This window comes from Caballeronia sp. ATUFL_M2_KS44 (assembly GCF_023630965.1).
GTDB classification, from domain to species: Bacteria; Pseudomonadota; Gammaproteobacteria; order Burkholderiales; family Burkholderiaceae; genus Caballeronia; species Caballeronia concitans.
The window spans coordinates 314,900-334,927 of the sequence record NZ_JALQEA010000028.1; the positions used below are offsets into that span (position 1 = coordinate 314,900).

General features: G+C 61.7%; 21 protein-coding genes and 1 tRNA gene. 16 read left to right on the plus strand and 6 right to left on the minus strand.

From position 1 onward, the window contains the following. Window positions 1-82 precede the first annotated feature (82 nt). On the plus strand, window positions 83-1,228 hold the full coding sequence (locus NCR39_RS14075) for a branched-chain amino acid ABC transporter substrate-binding protein (protein WP_250452716.1): 1,146 nt from the start codon (window positions 83-85) through the stop codon (window positions 1,226-1,228). A gap of 56 nt (window positions 1,229-1,284) precedes the next feature. Here the strand turns inward: NCR39_RS14075 and NCR39_RS14080 are convergent, their stop codons facing one another. After that, window positions 1,285-2,508 carry an MFS transporter gene (locus NCR39_RS14080; protein ID WP_250452717.1) on the minus strand — a complete coding sequence of 408 codons (1,224 nt, stop codon included), beginning with the start codon at window positions 2,506-2,508 and terminating at the stop codon, window positions 1,285-1,287. Between the two features lie 170 nt (window positions 2,509-2,678). Between NCR39_RS14080 and NCR39_RS14085 the strand changes: the two genes are divergently transcribed. From NCR39_RS14085 to NCR39_RS14095, 3 genes are all read left to right on the plus strand, one after another. Continuing rightward, window positions 2,679-3,344, plus strand: a complete 666-nt coding sequence (locus tag NCR39_RS14085) for a HugZ family pyridoxamine 5'-phosphate oxidase (RefSeq protein ID WP_250452718.1) — start codon at window positions 2,679-2,681, stop codon at window positions 3,342-3,344. A 349-nt stretch (window positions 3,345-3,693) separates the two neighbouring features. Next, window positions 3,694-3,999: an H-NS histone family protein gene (locus NCR39_RS14090; RefSeq protein ID WP_040052759.1), complete on the plus strand. Its 306-nt coding sequence runs from the start codon at window positions 3,694-3,696 to the stop codon at window positions 3,997-3,999. A 210-nt stretch (window positions 4,000-4,209) separates the two neighbouring features. Then, window positions 4,210-5,388, plus strand: a complete 1,179-nt coding sequence (locus tag NCR39_RS14095) for a cation diffusion facilitator family transporter (protein ID WP_250452719.1) — start codon at window positions 4,210-4,212, stop codon at window positions 5,386-5,388. A 25-nt stretch (window positions 5,389-5,413) separates the two neighbouring features. On the opposite strand, the gene NCR39_RS14100 is transcribed toward NCR39_RS14095, so the two are convergent. The 3 genes from NCR39_RS14100 to NCR39_RS14110 all read right to left on the minus strand — a co-directional run bounded on the left by NCR39_RS14100 (window position 5,414) and on the right by NCR39_RS14110 (window position 7,257). Then, window positions 5,414-5,872, minus strand: a complete 459-nt coding sequence (locus NCR39_RS14100) for an Lrp/AsnC family transcriptional regulator (RefSeq protein ID WP_040052757.1) — start codon at window positions 5,870-5,872, stop codon at window positions 5,414-5,416. Window positions 5,873-5,989: 117 nt separating this feature from the next. Further along, the gene (locus NCR39_RS14105) at window positions 5,990-6,616 is read right to left on the minus strand and encodes a 3'-5' exonuclease family protein (protein WP_250452720.1); all 627 of its coding nucleotides are present in this window, start codon (window positions 6,614-6,616) and stop codon (window positions 5,990-5,992) included. After that, on the minus strand, window positions 6,613-7,257 hold the full coding sequence (locus tag NCR39_RS14110; protein ID WP_250452721.1) for an MBL fold metallo-hydrolase: 645 nt from the start codon (window positions 7,255-7,257) through the stop codon (window positions 6,613-6,615). The genes NCR39_RS14105 and NCR39_RS14110 overlap by 4 nt, the downstream gene beginning before the upstream one ends. A gap of 667 nt (window positions 7,258-7,924) precedes the next feature. Between NCR39_RS14110 and NCR39_RS14115 the strand changes: the two genes are divergently transcribed. Next, window positions 7,925-8,545 carry a septal ring lytic transglycosylase RlpA family protein gene (locus tag NCR39_RS14115; RefSeq protein WP_250452722.1) on the plus strand — a complete coding sequence of 207 codons (621 nt, stop codon included), beginning with the start codon at window positions 7,925-7,927 and terminating at the stop codon, window positions 8,543-8,545. A gap of 56 nt (window positions 8,546-8,601) precedes the next feature. Here the strand turns inward: NCR39_RS14115 and rsmI are convergent, their stop codons facing one another. Then, window positions 8,602-9,486: a 16S rRNA (cytidine(1402)-2'-O)-methyltransferase gene (gene rsmI, locus NCR39_RS14120; RefSeq protein WP_250452723.1), complete on the minus strand. Its 885-nt coding sequence runs from the start codon at window positions 9,484-9,486 to the stop codon at window positions 8,602-8,604. 63 nt (window positions 9,487-9,549) lie between these two features. On the opposite strand from rsmI, the gene NCR39_RS14125 reads away from it, so the two are divergent. The 11 genes from NCR39_RS14125 to dnaB all read left to right on the plus strand — a co-directional run bounded on the left by NCR39_RS14125 (window position 9,550) and on the right by dnaB (window position 18,027). Then, window positions 9,550-9,909, plus strand: coding sequence for a YraN family protein (locus tag NCR39_RS14125; protein ID WP_250452724.1), 360 nt, complete (start codon window positions 9,550-9,552; stop codon window positions 9,907-9,909). A gap of 120 nt (window positions 9,910-10,029) precedes the next feature. Next, entirely contained in the window at window positions 10,030-10,617 is a 588-nt protein-coding gene (locus NCR39_RS14130; RefSeq protein WP_250452725.1) for a phosphoheptose isomerase, read from the plus strand. 24 nt (window positions 10,618-10,641) lie between these two features. Then, window positions 10,642-11,433, plus strand: coding sequence for a BON domain-containing protein (locus tag NCR39_RS14135; protein WP_250452726.1), 792 nt, complete (start codon window positions 10,642-10,644; stop codon window positions 11,431-11,433). Window positions 11,434-11,445: 12 nt separating this feature from the next. Beyond that, window positions 11,446-11,802, plus strand: a complete 357-nt coding sequence (locus NCR39_RS14140; RefSeq protein WP_502800215.1) for a c-type cytochrome — start codon at window positions 11,446-11,448, stop codon at window positions 11,800-11,802. Between the two features lie 67 nt (window positions 11,803-11,869). Continuing rightward, a tRNA-Ala gene (locus NCR39_RS14145) sits at window positions 11,870-11,945 on the plus strand. A 165-nt stretch (window positions 11,946-12,110) separates the two neighbouring features. Next, window positions 12,111-12,377, plus strand: coding sequence for an Arm DNA-binding domain-containing protein (locus tag NCR39_RS14150; RefSeq protein ID WP_250452727.1), 267 nt, complete (start codon window positions 12,111-12,113; stop codon window positions 12,375-12,377). 73 nt (window positions 12,378-12,450) lie between these two features. Next, window positions 12,451-13,635: a tyrosine-type recombinase/integrase gene (locus NCR39_RS14155; RefSeq protein ID WP_250452728.1), complete on the plus strand. Its 1,185-nt coding sequence runs from the start codon at window positions 12,451-12,453 to the stop codon at window positions 13,633-13,635. An 891-nt stretch (window positions 13,636-14,526) separates the two neighbouring features. Continuing rightward, window positions 14,527-14,826 (plus strand): helix-turn-helix transcriptional regulator, encoded by a 300-nt coding sequence (locus NCR39_RS14160; protein WP_250452729.1) that lies wholly within the window; start codon window positions 14,527-14,529, stop codon window positions 14,824-14,826. A gap of 512 nt (window positions 14,827-15,338) precedes the next feature. Beyond that, a complete protein-coding gene (locus tag NCR39_RS14165) occupies window positions 15,339-15,581 on the plus strand; it encodes a hypothetical protein (RefSeq protein WP_250452730.1) in 243 nt (80 codons plus the stop codon). Continuing rightward, on the plus strand, window positions 15,581-16,633 hold the full coding sequence (locus NCR39_RS14170) for a hypothetical protein (RefSeq protein ID WP_250452731.1): 1,053 nt from the start codon (window positions 15,581-15,583) through the stop codon (window positions 16,631-16,633). Before NCR39_RS14165 ends, NCR39_RS14170 begins: the two co-directional genes overlap by 1 nt. Then, window positions 16,630-18,027, plus strand: coding sequence for a replicative DNA helicase (gene dnaB, locus NCR39_RS14175; RefSeq protein WP_250452732.1), 1,398 nt, complete (start codon window positions 16,630-16,632; stop codon window positions 18,025-18,027). Before NCR39_RS14170 ends, dnaB begins: the two co-directional genes overlap by 4 nt. 1,200 nt (window positions 18,028-19,227) lie before the next feature. Here dnaB and NCR39_RS14185 read toward each other — a convergent pair. After that, window positions 19,228-19,587, minus strand: coding sequence for a hypothetical protein (locus tag NCR39_RS14185; RefSeq protein WP_250452733.1), 360 nt, complete (start codon window positions 19,585-19,587; stop codon window positions 19,228-19,230). Window positions 19,588-20,028 lie beyond the last annotated feature (441 nt).

Sequence of the window (20,028 nt, forward strand, 5' to 3'; positions counted from 1 at the left end):
CACGGGACTGAGCGATCGTGATGAAAGACGGGGCACAGGGCGATTACGTTGTCGTTGTTTTGGACCGAAACTGGAGACTTACATGAACACCAAGCTTCACAAAGTGTTGCCGATCAGCGCTGCAGCCGTGCTGTTCGCTACGTTGGCAACGTCCGCAGCAGCCGACCAGGTCGTCAAGATCGGTCACGTCGCACCGCTGACCGGCGGTATCGCTCACCTGGGCAAGGACAACGAAAACGGCGCGCGGCTCGCAGTCGAAGAGATCAACGCGAAGGGTCTCACCATCGGCGGCGAGAAGATCACCCTGCAACTGGACCCGCAAGACGATGCAGCCGACCCGCGTACCGCCACGCAAGTCGCGCAGAAGCTCGTCGATGACAAGGTCGTCGCGGTCGTCGGTCACCTGAACTCCGGCACGTCCATTCCGGCATCGAAGATTTATAGCGACGCGGGCATCGTTCAGATCTCGCCGTCGGCAACGAACCCGGCCTACACGCAGCAAGGCTTCAAGACGACGTACCGCGTCGTCGCGACCGATGCGCAGCAAGGCCCGGCGCTCGCCAACTACGCGGCGAAGAGCCTGAAGGTGAAGACCGTCGCCGTCGTCGACGACTCCACCGCTTACGGCCAGGGTCTCGCGAACGAGTTCGAGAAGACCGCCAAGTCGCTCGGCCTGAAGGTCGTTTCGCATGACGCGACCAACGACAAGGCCGTGGACTTCCGCGCGATTCTGACGAAGATCAAGGGCGAAAATCCCGACGCCGTGATGTACGGCGGCATGGACGCGACCGGCGGCCCGTTCGCGAAGCAGGCGAAGCAGCTCGGCCTGCGCGCGAAGGTGCTGGCAGGCGACGGCGTCTGCACGGAAAAGCTGGCCGACCTGGCCGGCGACGCGACCGACAACGTCGTGTGCTCGGAAGCAGGCATGGCGCTCGAGAAGATGGAAGGCGGCGCGGCATTCGCGGCCAAGTTCCAGAAGCGCTTCGGCCAGCCGATCCAGATCTACGCGCCGTTCACGTATGACGCGGTGTACATCATCGTCGACGCGATGAAGCGTGCGAACTCGGTCGATCCGGCCAAGATTCTCGCCGCGATGCCGAATACGGACTACAAGGGCGTGATCGGCCAGACGAGCTTCGACTCGAAGGGCGACCTGAAGCACGGCGTGATCTCGCTGTACGACTACAAGAAGGGCAAGAAGACGCTGCTCGACGTCGTGAAGATGTAACGTCGCCGGACATTCGTCCTGAAAAACGCGCGGACCTCTAAGGTCCGCGCGTTTTTTTATATCTTGAGCCGCTTGAGGATGCGCGGACCGATCAGCGTGATCGCCGCGCAGCATGCCGCGACGACGCAGAGTCCGACCGGCAGCGAACTCACTTGCGCGACGCCGCCGATCAGCACCGGCCCGAGCAGCAAGCCGAAATACGCGAGACCCGCGACCTGCGCGAGACCTTCGGCTGCCGTCACGCCTTCGACGCGCGCAGCCGCCGCGAAGAGCACCGGCATCATGTTCGCGAGACCGAGGCCCATCAGCGTGAAGCCGGTCATGGTGACGAGCGCGTTCGGAAAGACGAGCGCCATCAACATGCCGATGAACGCGAGGCCCGCGCTGCCGAACACGAGTTGCGGCGCGCCGAAGCGCGCGCGCACCGCGTCGCCGCCGAAGCGACCGGCCGCCATGCCGCCCGAGAACGCGGCGTACGCGGCGCTGGAAAGCGAGTGCGAGGCGAGCACGACATCGCGCATATAGACGGTGGCCCAGTCGTACATCGCGCCTTCCGCGATCAGCGCGACGAGCGCGAGGCCGCCCAACGCCCACAACGCGCCCGAGCGCCAGCGGTTCGACGACGACGCCTTCGCGTGCGCCTCGTGATGCGGCACGTGCGGCAGCACCGAGGGCATCGACGCGAGCAGCACGACGACGCTCGCCCCCGACGCCAGCGCCAGATGCAGCGCCGGCGCGAGTCCGTGCGCGATGAGCGCCCCGCCGATCGCCGCGCCCGCCATCCCGCCGATGCTAAACATGCCGTGCAGCGACGACATGATCGGCCGCCCGAGCGCTTCTTCGACGGCGCTGGCTTCCGCGTTCATCGCGACATCGAGCGTCGCCATGCCGCAGCCGAACACCGCGAGCACGATCAGCAGCAGCCAGAAACTCGGCACGACGAGGATCAGCGCGCCGCACACGGTCATCGTGATGCCGCCCGCCATGCACGCGGTGCGCGTTCCGGCGCGCGCGATCCACGACGCGGTGGTGAGCATCGCGAAGATGGAGCCGCCCGCGACGGCGAAGAGCGCGAGCGACAGCATGCCGGGGCTGAGCGCGAATTTGTCGCGCACGGTCGGCACGTGCACGCCCCACGAGGCGTACATCATGCCGGCGATGAAGAAGACGGCCATCGTCGCGTAGCGGGCGCGCTGGCGGGTCGCGTGAGGCAGGCTGCGATGCAGTGCGAGCGTCGGATTGGACTCGCAGGCGGAGGAGGCGGTAGTCGAGTCGGACACGGGGAAACCGTTGAAAAGAGTGGCGCGATGCGGGCGGTGCGCCGGAGAGACGCAGGTCAACCGGACAGCATGCCATCCGGCGCGGAAGCTTACGATTCTATCGAACGGCCAGGAGACACGCTCGCGGGCGGTGCATTACCATTTTCCGAAGCACATTCTGGACTAACGGCATGAACATTCCGCCGCAGGCGCCGCTGCACCTCATTCATCGCATGTCCGTCGGCACGCTCGCCACGCATTCGCGCGAGCCGGCCGGCTTTCCGTATCCGACCGCGCTGCCTTTCGCGCCGACTGCCCGCCATGCGCCGATGCTGCTCATCAGCCGCTTGGCCGAGCACACCCGCAATCTCGAGGCCGATGCGCGCGCCGGCTTTCTCGTCGCGCACGCGGCGGCCGGCCAAGTGCTCGAAGGCCAGCGGCTCACGCTGCTCGGAACCTTCGCGCCGGCCGCGGAGAACGAGCAGGCCGAACTGGCGCGGCGCTATTTGCGGTATCACCCCGACGCGGAGCGCTATCTGCAATTAGGAGATTTCGCATTCTGGGTAATGAAGCCGGAGCGGATGCGGTTTATCGGCGGATTCGGCGCGATGGGCTGGCTCGGCGGCGATGAGATCGATCCGTTAGAACCGCTCGGCGCCACGGACGAATCGTCGCTATGCGGATTTTTCGATGCTTATGCGGGCCGTCCCGCAAATGTGGAGCTATTGGGGATTGATCGCTATGGCTGCGATTTGATCACGGACGGAACTCGCAATCGTTTTACATTCGATAACCCCAAGCTCACAAGGGACGCTTTGAAAGCGGCGGTTATCGATTGTTTAGAGCGGCAAGCATGAGAACGAGGCAGCGATAAGTGGATCGAATCCTAAAAGCGCACGTTCGGGATTGAGCTTGGCTAAGAAGTTCCCATCGGATGGGAGTCTTCGCAGGCCTGCGGGCAGTGCTTTCATTTCATGCTATCGGAACACACCCGATGTTTTCGCATAATTTCGACAAACAGCGACAACTTTGAAAAGTCGCCCATTGTCGGCAAATGTTACGAGCCAATAGCGTTATTCAGTTAATGACAACGGAGCGTGCCGCCATAATCGGTTTTGTGTTAATCTGCGGTCCAGTCCGAGGCTATACTCATAACCGATTGAGCGGGCATCGACTCGCAAAACAGCACACCACCAAGGAATTGCCATGCCTTCATACAAGGAACTGCTCGCGCAGCGCGAGTCTCTCGAACGTCAGATCGAAGAAGCGAAGTCGCGCGAATACGCCGAAGTGCTTAATGAGATCAAGCAGAAGATGGCCGATTATGGCATCACGCTTCAGGAATTGGCCGGTGGCCGTGGCGGCAAATCCGCGAAGGCATCGTCGCGTGGCCGTTCTGGCGTTGCGCCGAAATATCGCGACCCGGAAAGCGGCAGCACCTGGTCGGGCCGTGGCAAGCCGCCGAAGTGGATTGCGGGCCAGGACCGCGACAGCTTCTTGATCGGCAAATAAGCAGCGCCGAATCAGCAGCACGCAGCGCCGAATTAAAGATGCACGCAAGCCGCGCCTTTGCGCGGCTTTTTCTTTGCCCATGCGAATCTCCCGAGGCGCCGGCCAGAGCTTCATAGGTCATTGATTCATAAGCGCTTCAGTGACGACGGCGGCGCGCCGGTATTACGCCGCGCTGATAAAATGAGCCGTTGAGAACACGAGATAAATTACATGTCACTTTCAGGGGCGGACGCAGCGGAAAAACAGGCGGTCGCCGTCCGCACGACGTGGACGAGTATCGCGCTAAATAGCGGCTTGATGGTCGCGCAGCTGATCGTCGGCATAATCGCGCACTCTCAGGCTTTGATTGCGGACGGCGTTCACTCGCTGGCGGACCTCGTGTCGGATTTTGTCGTATTGATCGCGAACAAAAAGGCGGCCGCCGTTCCGGATATCGATCACAACTACGGTCACAGCCGGTATGAAACCGTCGCGTCCTTATTCCTCGGCGGATTGTTGATCGCCGTGGGCGCGGGAATGTTATGGCGCGCGGGAACGCGCATCATGCATCTTCAGGATATTCCCGCAGTGCACGCGAGCGCGCTGGCCGTCGCGATAATCGTCCTCGTTTCGAAGGAAGCGCTTTTCCGATATATGTTGCGAGCCGCCGAACGCGTGCGCTCCGCAATGCTCGTCGCGAATGCGTGGCATGCGCGGTCGGATGCGGCTTCTTCGCTGGTCGTCGCGCTCGGTATCGTGGGAAGTCTCGCGGGTTTTCGCATTCTCGATCCGATTGCCGCCGCGCTCGTCGGTTTCATGATCGGAAAAATGGGATGGAGCTTCGCCTGGGACGCGTTGCAAGATCTTTCTGATCGCGCACTGGACGAAGCGACCACAGCCGATTTACGCGACATTTTGCTGCGCACGCCGGGCGTGCGGGATGTCGATGAACTGCGCACGCGCAAAATGGGCGACCTCGCGATTGTCGACGCCCATATCCTCGTCGATCCGCTGATTACCGTTTCCGAAGGCCATTTCATTGCGGAATCCGCGCGGGCGCATATGCTCGCGGATTCGCGGGTGATCGACGCGCTTATTCACGTCGATCCGGAAAGCGATTCCGCCAATCCGCTGCCCGGCAATTACCCGCTGCGCTCGACGGTCACGGAAGCCGTGCGCCGTGCGCTCGCGGAGCAGGGCTTATCCGCCGATGCGCTCAATCTGCATTATCTGAAGCGCGGTTTCGACGTGGAGATCGTCCTGCCGCACGTCGCGGAAAGTGACAGCGCGTCGCGGCTCGCGAGCATCGATCTGGATGCGCTCAGGCGCACGCTCGGCGCGCGCGAGATTCGCGTGGCGCAGAAGATGAAACACGCCGCGGTTCAGCCGGAAAAGCACGCGGCCCGTTAGTACGGCGAGTACGGCGCGCGCCATTTCACAGTGGCAATTGCGTATCGAACTTGATTTCCCGAAGCACGACGCTCGTGCGAACCTGCGCGACCGCCGGAATCTTGAAGATGCGGTCATGCAGGAAAGCGTCGTACGCCTTGATGTCGGGCGCAACGATCTTGAGGATGTAATCGGATTCGCCCGTGGTGCTATAGCACTCGGTCACTTCCGCGCACGTGGCGATCTCGCGTTCGAACTGCTCGACGCCGCCTTCCGTGTGCCGTGTCAGATGGATATGCGCGAGCGCGCAAACATGCAGGCCGAGCTTTTCGCGGTCCAGCAGCGCGGTGTAGCGCTGGATGACGCCGGACTGTTCCATGTCCTTGATGCGCCGCCAGCATGGCGTGCTGGAGAGCCCGACCTGATCGGAAATTTCCTGAACGGAACGCCGCGCGTCCAGTTGCAGAAGACGCAGGATTTTTTGTGAGAACGTATCGAGAGTCAACTGCGCCTCCGTTCGGTCGCGATTTGACTCTCATAGTAGAGGCGTCAGAAAAGAAAGGCAATGCAACGGCGGCGCGATGAGGTAGTTTCCCTAACTCCCCGGCTCGACGGCGCGTTTTTACCTTTCGGATGCGTCGTCTGCCAACGGCGTCGGATTTTCGACCGCTTTTGCCGCCGCTTCGTGCGTCGCCCGCAACTCCGCGAGCATGTTGCAGAACAACGCGCCTTGCTCGATGGCATCGTCCAGCGCGACGTGCGTATGCGGCAGTTCATCGAACCAGTGCTTGGGCAGACGCGGCTTGATGGCCTTGCGATATGGCAGGCCGGTCATCGCGAAGGCGAGCGTCTTGATGTCGAGCGCGGACCACGAGAACGGGCAGCGCCCGGCGAAGCGCATCATGTACCAGAACATATGGGTGAAGTCGAAGCCCGCCGGATACGCGACGAACACCGGCTTGCCCGGCAGCGCCTCGACCCATTCCACGTACTTCACGAGCGCGATTTCCGGCTTCTGCAAATCCGTACGGCACGCGGCCCACGCTTCGGGCTGCGTCTTCCACCACGCGGCCTGCACGGGATGCGGCGCGGCGCCTTCGAGCGTTTCGAGATTCGCGGAGAACGTGCTGACGAGCTGCTTGTCCGCCGTATAAGCCGCCGACGCGAAGCTCAGCATCGAATGCGGACCGGGGATCGGGCCGTCGGCTTCGACGTCGGTGCTGACGTAGATTTCGGGGATCGCGTTCATGCTGCGACTCCATCGCGCACGAACGGATTGGTGCGTCGCTCTTCGCCGAATGTCGATGCAGGACCGTGGCCGGGAACGAACGTGACGTCGTCGCCGAGCGGCCAGAGCTTTTCGCGGATCGACTCGATGAGCTGCGCATGATTGCCGCGCGGGAAGTCGGTGCGGCCGATGGAGCCCGCGAACAACACGTCGCCCACGAAAGCCAGCCGATGCGCGCGGCTGAAGAACACCACATGCCCCGGCGTATGACCGGGGCAGAAATAGACTTCCATGCTTTCGTCGCCGAAGCGGACGGTCTCGCCGTCCTCGAGCCAGCGCTCGGGCGTGAACGCCTCGGCGTTCGAGAAGCCGAAGCGCTGCGTCTGCGCGGGCAACTGATCGATCCAGAACGCGTCTTCCTTGTGCGGACCTTCGATGGACACGCCGTAATGGTCCGCCAGCGCCTTTGCGCCGCCGCAGTGATCGAGATGGCCGTGCGTCAGCAGAATCTTCTCGACGGTCGCGCCGTTTCGCTCGACTTCCGCGATGATCCGTTCGATGTCGCCGCCCGGATCGACGACGGCCGCGCGCTGCGTCGCTTCGCAAATGACGATGGAGCAGTTTTGCTGGAAGGGCGTCACGGGAACAAGGATGACTTTCATGGGTCTGTCTTAAGTGCGGACGCGCGTGTAAAAACGTTCATTGTACCGGCGGCTGCCGGCGAAGACGGAGCGCGCGGCAGTGGGCCGGATCGCTCAAAAAAGCGGCAATTCTTACGGTCATAGCGAGAATCAATGACGTTTCTCGCAGTCCGCCCGGCCGGACCCCGATTTTTTTGTATAATGCCTTCACTTGTGCATTGGTTTCACCATGCCGTCAACGGGTGATCGTGGAACGCCAGAGCGTTTTTTACAATCACCATCAGTACGCTGTTAGGGGCCAAAAGCCTCGCAACTGCAACTCAAAGCACCTTCTCGTAGGTGCACACGTCTTGTCCAGCCGGGCGCCGCGCGTCCGTTCGATGGCCTTAGCCGCCGTCACGCTGGATGGGGCCTACGCCGCCGTTCCTGCGTCGTCTCGTGGTCGAGGCGAGCACGAGCGTGATGCCACGTTCGATGGCGGCATGTGGGGTCTGGTCAGGCTGCCGGGGACAGGTTGCGCCAGACGTGAACGATAACCGGGCGTTTGCGGCACACGTACGCCGCATCCGGGCATCAGTCCGCCGTTCGCACGATCGAACGGCGCGCTGCTTTGCACGGAAAAGCCTATGGCTGCCTTCGCGCGCTCAACGGCGCAGCGCGGTGGCCCTTTTACCGTTGGTACACGTCTATGGATGTTCGATTCATTCGACATATCGCGAGCTTGCTAGCCGTTGGGTTGCTGGCCGGTTGCGCGGCGCCGGGTTCGGGCGACGTTGCTTCCGTACCGCCCGCATCGTCTTATCATCAGACGGCAAACAGTAGCAGCACGCCGAGTGCCCGCTCCGACACGCCGCTCGCATTCGACTCGAAGCTGAATTCGCTGCCGTCGCAGGACGCGGACAAAGGCCAGTCGCTCGCGAACGCCGAACCGATCACGACCGGTCCGGATATCGGCAACTTCGAGCAGAAGGGCAAGGCGTCGTGGTACGGCCGCCTGTTCCACGGCCGCAAGACCGCGAGCGGCGAGAAATTCAACATGAACGCGATGACCGCCGCGCACCGCACGCTGCCGCTCGCTTCGTGGGTGCGCGTGACGAACGAGTCGAATCACAAGACCGTCGTCGTGAAGATCAACGATCGCGGTCCTTACGTGGGCAATCGCGTGATCGATCTGTCGTACGCGGCTGCGTCGGCGCTCGGCATGCGCGGCGTGGGCACGCAGAAGGTGAAGATCGAAGGCCTCACGCAGCAGGAAGCGCGCGCGGCTCGTGAACAATCGCAATCGCTCGCCGACGACAACGTGAACTGAACGTTCACCGCGCGTTGGACATACGAAGGGCCGTCTCTCGACGGCCCTTTGCTTTTCTACTCTTCTTCCTGCCGCTTGCCGAGCCGCAGCGCGCGCTCGTAAAGCGCATTGCGCGACGCGCCCGTCAGCGTCGCGGCGATGCGCGCGGCGCTCTTCACCGACAACTCTTCCAGCAGCGTGGAAAGCAGCGCGTCGTGCGCGTCTTCCGCTTCCTCCGTTTCCGGCGCGCCTTGAACCACCAGCACGAATTCGCCGCGCTGACGGTTCGCATCGCCTTCGAGCCACGTTGGCCCTTCGGCCAGGGTGCAGCGATGAATGCTCTCGTGTAACTTCGTCAACTCGCGTGCGATGAGCAGTTGCCGGTCGCCGCCGAGCGCATCGAGTAGCGCGCGCGTTGTTTCGACAATGCGATGCGGCGCTTCGTAGAACACGAGCGCCGTCGGATGCTTAGCCAGCGTGCGAAGCTGCGACGCGCGCTGCTTCGCTTTGGCCGGCAGAAAGCCGACGAACGTGAATCCGCTCACCCACGCGCCCGCCGCGCTCAACGCGGTGATGACGGCGCTCGCGCCCGGCAGCGGCACGACCGGCAGGCCGGCTTCACGCACGGCATCGACGAGACGCGCGCCCGGATCCGAGATGCCGGGCGTGCCGGCATCCGACACGCACGCGATCCGCTCGCCGTTGCGCAAATGCTCGATCACGCGCTCGGCGGCGCTGCGTTCGTTGTGTTCGTGCACGGCGATGGACGGCTTCGAGATGCCGTAGCGCGCGAGCAGTTGCGCGGTGTTGCGCGTGTCTTCGGCGGCGATGCGATCCGCCAGCGCGAGCACATGCAGCGCGCGCACGGTGATGTCGGCGGCATTGCCGATGGGCGTCGCGACCACGTAGAGCGCGCCCGTCGGATAGTGCTGCCCGTCGGCCAATTCGGAGATCTGAAGCATGTGCGCGGGCGTGCAGGGAAAGGACGATATTTTGCCACGCGCACGGTCGACAACTTTAGCGAGATGCTCATGTCCAAAACGCTCGGCGATGCCTTCGAAGCGCGCGCGCTCGATTATCTGCAGCGGCAACGCATGCGCCTCGTCGCGCGCAACGTGCGGTGCCGTGGCGGCGAGATCGATCTCGTGATGACCGACGAACGCGGCGCGCTCGTGTTCGTCGAAGTGCGTGCGCGCGCGAGCCGCCGTTTCGCGGACGCGGCGGCGAGCGTCGGTGCGGCGAAGCGCGGGCGGATCGTGCGGGCCGCGCAGCACTATCTGACGACATGGCGCGGCGCGTTGCCGGCGTGCCGTTTCGATGTGATCGCCTTCGATGCGGGCCGCATCCGCTGGATTCCGGATGCGTTTCGCGCCGACGAGTCCTGAGCGCACGGTTAAGCGCATGATGCATGCGGTAAACTGCGCAGACTCAACACGGGACGCGCGCCTCGCGCTGCCATCACATGCAACGAACGCCGCATCGTCGCGGCCGATAACCGAGAGTCGATGTCAGTCGAACGCATTCAACAGCAATTCCGCGACAGCGCCGCGCTCCAACTCGAAGCACTCGATTCGCTCGCGGTCCCGATCGCGGCCGCCGTCGACACGCTCTTCAGCGTGCTCGCCAACGGCTCGAAGATTCTCGTCTGCGGCAACGGCGGATCGGCCGCTGAAGCGCAACGCTTCGCGGCGCTCTTGATCGGCCGATTCGAGCGCGAGCGTCCGGGCTTGCCGGCCATCGCGCTGACCACGGATTCATCGATACTGACGGCCATCGGCAACGACTATGCGTTCGAGCAGATCTTCTCGAACCAGGTGCGCGCGCTGGGCCAGGCGGGCGACGTGCTGCTCGCCATCAGCACATCGGGCAATTCGGTCAACGTGCTCGCGGCGGTTCAGGAAGCGCACGAGCGCGAGATGATCGTGATCGCGCTGACCGGCAACGGCGGCGGCGTGATGTCCGAAGTGCTCGTCGATACCGACATCCATATTTGCGTGCCGTCCGAGCGGACCGCGCGCATCCAGGAAATCCATCTGCTGACCATCCATTGCCTGTGCGACGGCATCGACGCGATGCTGCTGGGCGAAGACTGAACTTCAATAAGGGGAACGGATTTGATGAAGAAGACACGCGTCAAGGCGGCGCTGGCGAACGCCACGCTGATGGTGAGCCTGTTGTCCGGCGTCGCGCTGACATTGCAGGGCTGTGCGCTCGCCGTGGTCGGCGCGGCTGCGGGCGGCACGCTGATCGCCACCGATCGCCGCACGCTCGGCGCGCAGACCGAAGACCGCGAGATTCAGGTGAAGGCGCTTTCGCGCATCAAGGACAACGTGTCCGATCAGGCGCATGTCAACGTGACCGTGTTCAACCGGCGCGTGCTGCTGACGGGCGAAGTGCCCGACGATGCATCGAAGCAGCGCGCCGAAGCCGTCGTGCGCGAGATCAACAACGTGGGCAGCATCGTGAACGAACTGGCGGTGCAGCCGGCGAGCTCGTATTCGTCGCGCGCCAACGATTCGTATCTCGAAGGCCGCGTGAAGACCGCGATGGTCGGCGAGAAGGATCTGTCCGCGAACTACTACAAGGTGGTCTGCGAGCGCAGCATCGTTTATTTGATGGGCCTTGTGACGCAGGATGAAGGCGCTCATGGCGCGGATGTCGCGGCGCGCGTGCCGGGCGTCGAGCAGGTCGTGAAGGTCTTCCAGTACATCAAGCCGGACGAGGCGAAGGCGCTGGAAGCGGCGGCGGCATCGGGCGCGAGCGCGCCTGCCGCGAGTGCGCCCGCAACGGACGCGACGGTCGGCGCGGTGCCGGATTCATCGGTGACGTCGCGGCCGCTGGATCAGCAGTCGCCTGCGCCGGTCAAGAACTCGGACGTGCATCCGGGCGGTTCCACTTCGGGTAAGTGATAAATGTCGATGATGTCTGAAGCAAGGGTTGTCGCCGCGCTGGTGGCGGCGGTGTCGTGCGTGTTCGTGTCGATGTCGGCGGTCGCGGCGGATCAGCCAGTATCGACGGCGAATGCGATCGCCATCGCGCGCGCCAATGCGTGCATGGGCTGTCATGCGGTGGATCGCAAGCTGGTCGGGCCTTCGTTCCAGCAGGTCGCCGCGAAGTACAAGGGCGATGCGCAGGCGCCCGCGAAGCTCGCGAAGAAGGTGAAGGATGGCGGCGCGGGCGTGTGGGGATCGATCCCGATGCCCTCGCACCCGGCGATGAACGATGGCGATATCAAGACTGTCGTCGCGTGGGTGCTGGCGGGAGCGCCGCAGAAATAGCGCGTCGGTTGGACGCTCCTTGGGCTTGCTTTTCGTCGGAGGTGCTGTGGTAGAATTTCTGTTCGTTGGGGGGGTAGCTCAGCTGGGAGAGCGTCGCGTTCGCAATGCGAAGGTCGGGAGTTCGATCCTCCTCCTCTCCACCAACAAGATTTCAAGCGTTCACAACGTTTCACCAGAAAACCCCGCCGGGCTTGGCCCCGCGGGGTTTTTTATTGCACACTACCACTAGGTTCTCCCAGTGGCTGCAACCCCCAGTTTGGGGTAACGCTGGGGGTCGCTCCTAAGCCTCCCGGATCGGTTACCCCAAAATGGCTAAGACTGCCAGGACTCCTTTGGCGGATGCGGCTATACGCATAGCGGAGCCGCGCTCGAAGAACTGGCGGCTGTACGACAGCCTGGGCCTGATGCTGGAGGTCCAGCCGGTCGGGGGAAAGTACTGGCGGCTCAAGTGCCAAGTGGCGGGTGGGGAAGCGCCTCTCGCCGGGAATGTTTCCGGTGTGAGCGTTAGCGAGGCCCGTGAGCGACGCGACAAAGCGCGCGAGATGCTTGCTGCAGGCGTTGATCCCGATGCATAAATCTTACCGGCGCGCAAACTGCTGGACGTCGTGTCTTTCTCGACGCGACGCGCGCCGTCATTCGACACTAGACATGGCGCTTACAGATCTGAAGGTGCGCAACGCCAAGCCCACTGAAAAGCAGCAGAAGCTGTTCGACGAACGCGGGCTCTTTTTGCTTGTTACCCCTGCTGGGGGTAAGTGGTGGCGGCTTAAGTACCGGTTCGCGGGTAAAGAGAAAAGCCTGTCGATGGGCGTCTATCCGGATGTTGGTCTGAAGGAGGCTCGTGAACGCCGCGATGCCGCTCGCAAACTGCTGGCCAACGGCGTTGATCCTGGTATCGATCGCAAGGTGCAACGGGCGGGGGCGGCGCAGCGCGCAACCAACAGCTTTGAGGTTGTCGCTCGGGAGTGGTTTGCGAAGTACGAGCCGGGATGGGCAGAGTCCCATGCCGAAAAGATCTTGGGGCGCCTCGAGAAGGACGTGTTTCCGTGGCTCGGTGCTCGGGCCATCGCCGAGATCAATGCGCCAGATGTGCTGGCAGTGCTGCGCCGGGTCGAGGCCCGCGGGGCGCTTGATACCGCGCATCGCGTTCACCAAAACTGCGGCCAGATTTTCCGCTACGCCATTGCTACTGGCCGAGCTGATCGCGACGTTGCGGCGGACCTTCGCGGTGCACTGCCGCCGGCGCGTCACACACATTTCCCATCCGTTACCGATCCGTCCGAGGTGGCCGGCCTGCTGCGCGCTCTTGACGCATTCCAGGGCACATTCGTCGTGCAGTGCGCGTTGCGGCTGGCACCGCTCCTGTTTGTCCGGCCGGGAGAGCTGCGTGCCGCCGAGTGGTCACAGTTTGACCTCGACAAGGGGCAGTGGCGCTACACGGTCTCGAAGACCAAGACTGAGCATTTGGTGCCGCTCGCCCGGCAGGCCGTTGCGATTCTCCGCGAGCTACACGCACTTACTGGTCAACGCACGTACGTCTTCCCGGGGCGGGATGTCAAGAAGCCGATGAGTGGGGCTGCCGTGAACGCGGCGTTGCGGCGAATGGGGTTCGACACGAAGACGGAAATTACGGGCCATGGCTTCCGGGCAATGGCCCGGACGATCCTGCACGAGCAACTGCGTTTCCCGGGCGAGGTGATCGAGCACCAGCTCGCGCACAATGTGCCGGATCCGCTCGGCAAGGCTTACAACCGTACCAAGTTCATTGATGACAGGGTCAAGATGATGCAGGCATGGGCGGACTATCTCGAGCAGCTCAAAGCCGGTGAATAGAGCGGTATTCAACGGAATTTGTACTATGGCACGCCTTCGTGTGCTGCCTCACTTCTCGCATGGGCTTGAAAGTTTCTGCAATGGGTCGTATTGACGATGTTCTCGGGGAATTGGACGCCGATTTCGTAAGCCTTAGATCGCTCGTGGAGCAAATCGCGGAGCAGAATGGCGCGACACATCAAACGGCGGCCGCGCTACTGTATCGTGTACTAAGCGGCAGTGTCGTGGGCGCTCCGAAGTTGCAGTCCCGTCACCCTGTGTACGGCATTCACGATGCGAGCGTCGAAGATGAACGGCGGGCAGTCGAGGTGATTCAAGGTGCGGCGAAATCACATCGATGGCCGCTCTTCATCACGGACCTAAAGATGGGCCGGCCTCGTCCTGAGCAATGCCTAGGGTTCAATAGGGACAAGATTTTTCCGTTTGTCGACAATTTGCTCCGCCATCCGATAGGCCATCGGAAGGTCGCGTCCACGAAGCCTGAGGTAGCTGACACGCTAAGTCCGGGTGTCTGGCCTTGGGGTAATCACGAAACGGCCGACCTTCGCGCACTGGCAGCTGCTGCCGAGAGATTCTGGACGTTATACGACCCCTCTGATCCTGCAACGGCGCCGACAAATGAACAAGTGATCGCGTGGCTTATGGCTGAGCGCGAACTTCCGGAACGTAAGGCCGAGATAATGGCCTCGATCCTCCGTCCCAGGGATTTGCCGAGCGGGCCACGCAAGCGAAAATAGGGAGTTCCCTGCGCCCACTCTTGGCCATGCCAAATGGGGGCTGCGCATTATTTGTCTGCACGTCGGGCTCAGTTAGCGCAGTTAACTGCATCTATTTCGGCTGCATTTGGCACGCTACTCTGCCGCCAGTTCACACAACCGCGAGGTTCCACAAATGGCTGCAATAAAGCAATCTGCGCCGAAACGCGTTTCTCCAATTCGCGCCGATCATGTCGACCCTGCGCTCGCGGAGCGTAAAGAGCCGCCACAAATCCCACCCGTGGGTTTCACGCGCTGGGACGTGCTGAAGCAAATCGTTCCGCTCAGTCACGAGTCCGTTCGCTTGCGCGAGAAGGCCGGCCGTTTCCCAAAACGCGTACAGCTTGGCTCCGCGCGCTGCGTGGCCTGGGACAATCAGCAAATTCACGCCTGGTTGCGCGACCCGTCCGGCTACCGCACTCCTGTAACTGAGTGACTTGCAAATGCGCGCGGCTATGCCAATATGCAATCGCCGTCTGCGTTCTGAGACTTGGCGGACCAAATTTCGGCGCTTGAAACTTCTTCTGCGGACAGGCTGATAACGCCTGACAACGACTAATTTGGACTTGATGGATAAATTTTTTCTACCGTATATTGAAGTTACATAGAGAAAATTGCTTGATCGCATTTCCCGTTGAAAAGGCTTCGAATCGGTGGCCGCACCTTGCTGGACGCAATTTTCGGGTGTTCCGAGCCAGTACCTGCAGAGTTACGATTGCGGCGTTGGTACCAACTCAATAGCGCACTCGGCGGGTTTTTGATGACGAAAAAAAACCCACCTAGTGCGGTGGGTCTTTCAAAACTGTGTACGACGTAGTGGTGATTCGCAGGATCGACGTCTAGCACACGAAGATCCAGCCACTGAGGCGCATTCTAACCGCTCGGTTTATCTCGCGCAACGCGAGTTTTGCGGATCGCTGCTACTCGTTCTTGAACGGATGATTAGCAATGCAAATTATTGAATCCACAAAGGATTTTGGACCTTCCGTAGCGGCCTCGCCCGCCGCTCCCTCGATCGCAGACCGTTGGCAGAGCGCCCACTGGTTTGCGGAAGTTGCAGCAACCGGTGATGCCGAATCCAAATCGTTTGGTCCTGTCGGCTGTCTCGGCATGATGCTGAGCATTCTGCCGGACGCTCACGCCGATCGCGCTGCCGTGTTCCACGACCGCCGCGGCTCGGAGCTTCGCTGATGCCACTCAAAGTCGAAAAGCACCTGTTTCGTCGCATCGAGGTCCGCATGTGGGCTGACGACAAGTTCCGTGGACTGTCGCCAATCCCGGCGTGCGGCCAGGGGCTGTGGCTCTACCTGCTGACCGGTCCTCACACGGGACCGATTCCCGGGCTGTTTCGCGCGGGCCGTGCGGCGATGGCGGAAGACCTCGACTGGGATCAGGAAGCCTTTGATAAAGCCTTCGCGGAGGCCTTTCAACAAGGCATGGTCAAAGCCGACTGGAGGGCTAAGCTCGTATGGGTCCCTAATGCCATTCGTTGCAATCCTCCGGCGTCCCCGAACGTCGTGACGTCGTGGACCAAATACTGGGGCCTGCTCCCTGAATGTGACCTGAAGCGCGAGGCCCTCGACTCACTGCGAGCCGCTGTGTACGGGATCGGACGGGCTTTCGCGGAGGCTTTTGATAAGGAATTCGGAAAAGCCTCCACGAAGCCTTCCACGAAGACTATAGGGAATCAGGAACAGGAACAGGAACAGGAACAGGAACAGGAACAGGAACAGGAACAAGAGAAAACCACAACCACAACGTCGCCGTCGCCGTCGCCTTGCGGCAACGGCGACCCGGCAGTGCTGTCGGCTGCGAGCAATGATTCGGTTGCTGCACATGCTGACGGCGCACGTCCGTTCGCGCTTACGGAGTCCACAGGTGCAGCAAGGGTGACCAAGTTGCCTCCGTGTCCGACAGAGCAGATCGTAGAGCTGTACCACTTGTGCATGCCCCGGAACCCTGAGGTGCGCGTGCTGAGCAAGGCGCGCCGACGCGTTGCGGAGACTCGTTGGCGCGAAGCTGCGGCCATGGCGTGTGAGCCCTTCGGCTACGCGACAAAAGCCGACGGCTTGGCTGCGTGGCGTTCGTACTTCGAGATCTGCAACGAGTCGCCGTTCCTAACGAACCAGACGCCACCGCGTCCCGGCCACGAAAACTGGAAAGCGGATTTCGATTTTCTGATCAGCGAAAGGGGCTTCACTCGAGCTCTCGAGAACCGATACCACCGCGGAGAGGCAGCATGAACAGCATTCTGGAAGCTCCTGTGGCAGACGTTACTACCGAAGCCGAGCAGTGGATTTTGGGTGCTTTGCTTGTCGATTCACGCGCCATCGACAAAGTCGATTTTTTGCGTGAAGAGCACTTCCAGCTGCAAAGGCACCGTCGCATCTTTGCTGCAGTTCGAAGACTGGCCGCTAAGGGCGACGTACCGGATACGATGCTGGTGTGGTCCGCGATGAAGGACGCGGGCCATGCCGACGTTGATTCGCTTCCTTACCTCAACGATCTGGCACAGAGCGCTCCAGGGGGCGCTAACGCGAAGCGCTACGCACAGATGGTCGTCGACCGCTGGACGCAGCGCAACATCGTCAGCTTCGCTCTCGATCTGGTCGCGAAGGCCCGCAATCCGCAGGGTATGGAGCCGCGTAAGATCGTTGAGGGCGCAATTGTGTCGCTGGAAGCGCTGCTGCCGAAGGCTCCCAAGGGTCGGCGGTTCCTGAGCGGCTGGCTGACTGAGATCGTTGAGCGTATCGACGCCGAATACGGCGGCAGCGACGCGCACACGATGCTGGCGTCGACCGGCCTGCGTGCGCTGGACGCAAAGCTCGACGGTGGCATGCGCGCTGGGGAAGTCGTCATCGTCGCCGGTCGTCCCGGCATGGGCAAAACAGCCGCCGCGCTGGGCATTGCAGATGCCTCAAGTTCCGCGGCTGCGCCTGCGCTTATCTTCTCCCAGGAGATGCCGGGCGAACAGTTGACGCTACGAGCGCTGTCGCGTGCGTCGGGCATTGCGATCAACCGACTGAAAAATGGCAGCAAGATGGCAGACGCCGACTTTGCGCTTCTCACAAAGGGTGTCACCGATCTTATGGACGACAAAATCATCATCGATGACCGTCCTGCGCTGTCGATCGCCGAGATTCGAAGCGCTGCGCGCGAGGCGAAGCGGGAGCACGGGAAGCTAGGCGTCATCGTGGTCGACTATCTGCAACTGATGGCCGAGTCCGAAGGCGATAACCGGACACAATCTGTCGGTGCGAACAGCCGCGGGCTGAAGGCGCTGGCGAAAGAGCTAGATGTCCCTGTCGTCGTGCTTGCGCAGCTTTCGCGGAGGGTCGAAGAGCGTCCGAATAAGCGTCCGCTGATGTCGGACCTGCGCGACTCCGGGGAGATCGAGCAAGATGCGGACATTGTGGTGCTACTGTATCGCGACGAGTACTATCACCCGGACTCGATCGACAAGGGCGTCGTCGAGATCAACGTTGCAAAGCAGCGTAATGGCTCGATCGGCGTGGTGCCCGCGATTTACGTTGGCGAGCGAACGGCATTCTATGACGCGGCCGAGGGTACTGACTTCGGTGCGCCGCGTGAAAAAAAATCGGCTGGTTTCGGCGCGAGGGCGCGCAGCTCCGCGTAGCGGCGGACATGCACTCCGTGGGAGGAACGTGTCCGTCTAACGAGCGGACGTGCCACTCGCGGTCGTGACTTCAATCTGCTCATGACCTTTGGGTCGTCCAAAACCGCAGCGCCTAGCCCCGACCAAAGCACCGGTCGGGGATTCTTTTTTTATCTGCACTTCGGTGCCATGCGCTCAGTCCTTTTCGCCGACACAGTGGCCTTGTGGGCGGGCACGCAGATGTCCCAAGTGGGCAGTGCGTCTGCGTCTTCCAGCAGGTGCACATCTGTCGCGCCTTTGGGAAGCGGTGATAGGCCGTCCCACTCTGTGATGTGCACGGGCTTATCGTTTTGCTCCACGTCTTAACTCCCTAGGCCAGTCGTTGGACTTCCGATTATGGCCGCGGCAGGCGAAAAATGTTGGTTGCGATGGTCTGTGCGGCCCGGAGTCGTGACGCGACGCTTAAGAAGGTTAAACAGTCCCGCTCGGGTTGCAGGAGTCGCTCATGAGTTCCGGAAGTCACCCATTGATGAAGCCGACGGAGGTCGCGGGAGCGCTCCGCCTCGCATACGCAACGATCCGCGGTTGGAGTGCCGGTGGACGCGGCCCCATCAAACCGGTGAAGGTGGGGGGACGCGTATTCTGGCGCCGCTCGGACGTTGAGCGGCTGGTCGCCGGAGGTGCGGAATGACCACCCAAACCCGTTGGACGTCCGAGGACGTCGCCAGTCGCGCGGCCCAGCACGGCGCACCGCCCGCCATGACTACGCGGAGGCTTGTGAGCGTTTCAAGGCGCGCTACGGCCTCGAGCGCGTCGATACCGCTGCTCCGGCATTCCGCAGAGTCACGAAGAAAGCATATACAGCATACGAACGTGCGCGTCAGCTCGAACGCAACTCCGCTCGCCGTCTTGAGACTGCAGTGCGCGGTAGTCAGCTGTTCCATGAGGTGCGCAGTGACTATGATCTTTAATATTGCGGTTAATCTCGGGGCGGACGGCGGCCGTCTGCGCATGCGTGACCCGTGCCGGTGGTCGACAGTCTAGTGACCGCGCGAGTTTGGTCGGCGGCATGACAACGTGCTAAAGACGCTCAATTCGCTGATCGCGGACGGCACGATCGACCGCCTTGTTTTAAGGCGGTTGAACACGTGGATGCCAAGGGCGAGAAGCGCCGCACGAGTCTGCAAAAGGGGGTGATACCGTGTGATCAGCGTTGCTTCTTCATCGAGGACGGGTCTCAGCGGACCCCCCGACAAGCCGCTCCAGATGCGTCTCCAGAACTTCTCGAAGAACATTAGGATCAACGTCACCAATGATGCGCGTCTCCCCTTCTTTACTGGCGATTTGCAAGGTTGCACTTCCGAGCGTCAACTGGTATTCGTACCACTCGGACCTGCTTAACCTCTCGACAATCTCTAAAAGGCTTCCTTCCTGACCCTCAAGCAACCGACGACGCGATAGTTCTTCAGCCTTCGCCTTGATTTGGGCGAAAGGGGTGAGTCGGTGATCTTGCTGTAGCTTGTCGGGACTTCGACGCTCGCACATAGAAGCCATAAGTGCTGCATGGCGCTTCTTTGACATGTTGCCTCCCTCGACCGTATATCGACAGACCTATTAATAAAGCCCCGTTGACTCACGAATTCGGAAGCCTAGCAATCTAATTCTCAGCGTTCAACTTTCCATTCACCGAAATCCTCGTCGGAATATGGAAAGTCTGGGTCGAAGCGTTCTAGCTTCATGTAGACCACCGTCTACAAAGGCCGTCTACTAACTACTGTCGTGATGTCATTGTCTACGAACGCACGATTCACATGGCATCCATATGACCTTTCCACGAATGAGTGCCGACGATTGGCGACGCGCCCGCATCGCGTGGGAGTCGGAGCCGACGGCCAGCTACGGACAAGTCGCTGGTTCTTTCGGCGTTTCGAAGGCTCTTGTTGGTCGGAAGGCGAAGGAGCAGGGCTGGCAAAAGCGTCTCTCTGCAAACGCTGCCGCCGACCGCGCCCACGAGATAGCAGC

What these genes read in the sequence shown, in the direction of transcription:
- NCR39_RS14130 (WP_250452725.1), top strand. Translation starts at nt 10,030, where the DNA reads ATGTCAGTCGAACGCATTCAACAGCAATTCCGCGACAGCGCCGCGCTC.
- NCR39_RS14185 (WP_250452733.1), bottom strand. Translation starts at nt 19,587, where the DNA reads ATGTCAAAGAAGCGCCATGCAGCACTTATGGCTTCTATGTGCGAGCGT.
- NCR39_RS14135 (WP_250452726.1), top strand. Translation starts at nt 10,642, where the DNA reads ATGAAGAAGACACGCGTCAAGGCGGCGCTGGCGAACGCCACGCTGATG.
- NCR39_RS14095 (WP_250452719.1), top strand. Translation starts at nt 4,210, where the DNA reads ATGTCACTTTCAGGGGCGGACGCAGCGGAAAAACAGGCGGTCGCCGTC.
- rsmI (WP_250452723.1), bottom strand. Translation starts at nt 9,486, where the DNA reads ATGCTTCAGATCTCCGAATTGGCCGACGGGCAGCACTATCCGACGGGC.
- NCR39_RS14085 (WP_250452718.1), top strand. Translation starts at nt 2,679, where the DNA reads ATGAACATTCCGCCGCAGGCGCCGCTGCACCTCATTCATCGCATGTCC.
- NCR39_RS14140 (WP_502800215.1), top strand. Translation starts at nt 11,446, where the DNA reads ATGTCTGAAGCAAGGGTTGTCGCCGCGCTGGTGGCGGCGGTGTCGTGC.
- NCR39_RS14105 (WP_250452720.1), bottom strand. Translation starts at nt 6,616, where the DNA reads ATGAACGCGATCCCCGAAATCTACGTCAGCACCGACGTCGAAGCCGAC.
- NCR39_RS14160 (WP_250452729.1), top strand. Translation starts at nt 14,527, where the DNA reads ATGGCTGCAATAAAGCAATCTGCGCCGAAACGCGTTTCTCCAATTCGC.
- NCR39_RS14155 (WP_250452728.1), top strand. Translation starts at nt 12,451, where the DNA reads ATGGCGCTTACAGATCTGAAGGTGCGCAACGCCAAGCCCACTGAAAAG.
- NCR39_RS14115 (WP_250452722.1), top strand. Translation starts at nt 7,925, where the DNA reads ATGGATGTTCGATTCATTCGACATATCGCGAGCTTGCTAGCCGTTGGG.
- NCR39_RS14170 (WP_250452731.1), top strand. Translation starts at nt 15,581, where the DNA reads ATGCCACTCAAAGTCGAAAAGCACCTGTTTCGTCGCATCGAGGTCCGC.
- NCR39_RS14090 (WP_040052759.1), top strand. Translation starts at nt 3,694, where the DNA reads ATGCCTTCATACAAGGAACTGCTCGCGCAGCGCGAGTCTCTCGAACGT.
- NCR39_RS14110 (WP_250452721.1), bottom strand. Translation starts at nt 7,257, where the DNA reads ATGAAAGTCATCCTTGTTCCCGTGACGCCCTTCCAGCAAAACTGCTCC.
- NCR39_RS14125 (WP_250452724.1), top strand. Translation starts at nt 9,550, where the DNA reads ATGCTCATGTCCAAAACGCTCGGCGATGCCTTCGAAGCGCGCGCGCTC.
- NCR39_RS14075 (WP_250452716.1), top strand. Translation starts at nt 83, where the DNA reads ATGAACACCAAGCTTCACAAAGTGTTGCCGATCAGCGCTGCAGCCGTG.
- NCR39_RS14165 (WP_250452730.1), top strand. Translation starts at nt 15,339, where the DNA reads ATGCAAATTATTGAATCCACAAAGGATTTTGGACCTTCCGTAGCGGCC.
- dnaB (WP_250452732.1), top strand. Translation starts at nt 16,630, where the DNA reads ATGAACAGCATTCTGGAAGCTCCTGTGGCAGACGTTACTACCGAAGCC.
- NCR39_RS14150 (WP_250452727.1), top strand. Translation starts at nt 12,111, where the DNA reads ATGGCTAAGACTGCCAGGACTCCTTTGGCGGATGCGGCTATACGCATA.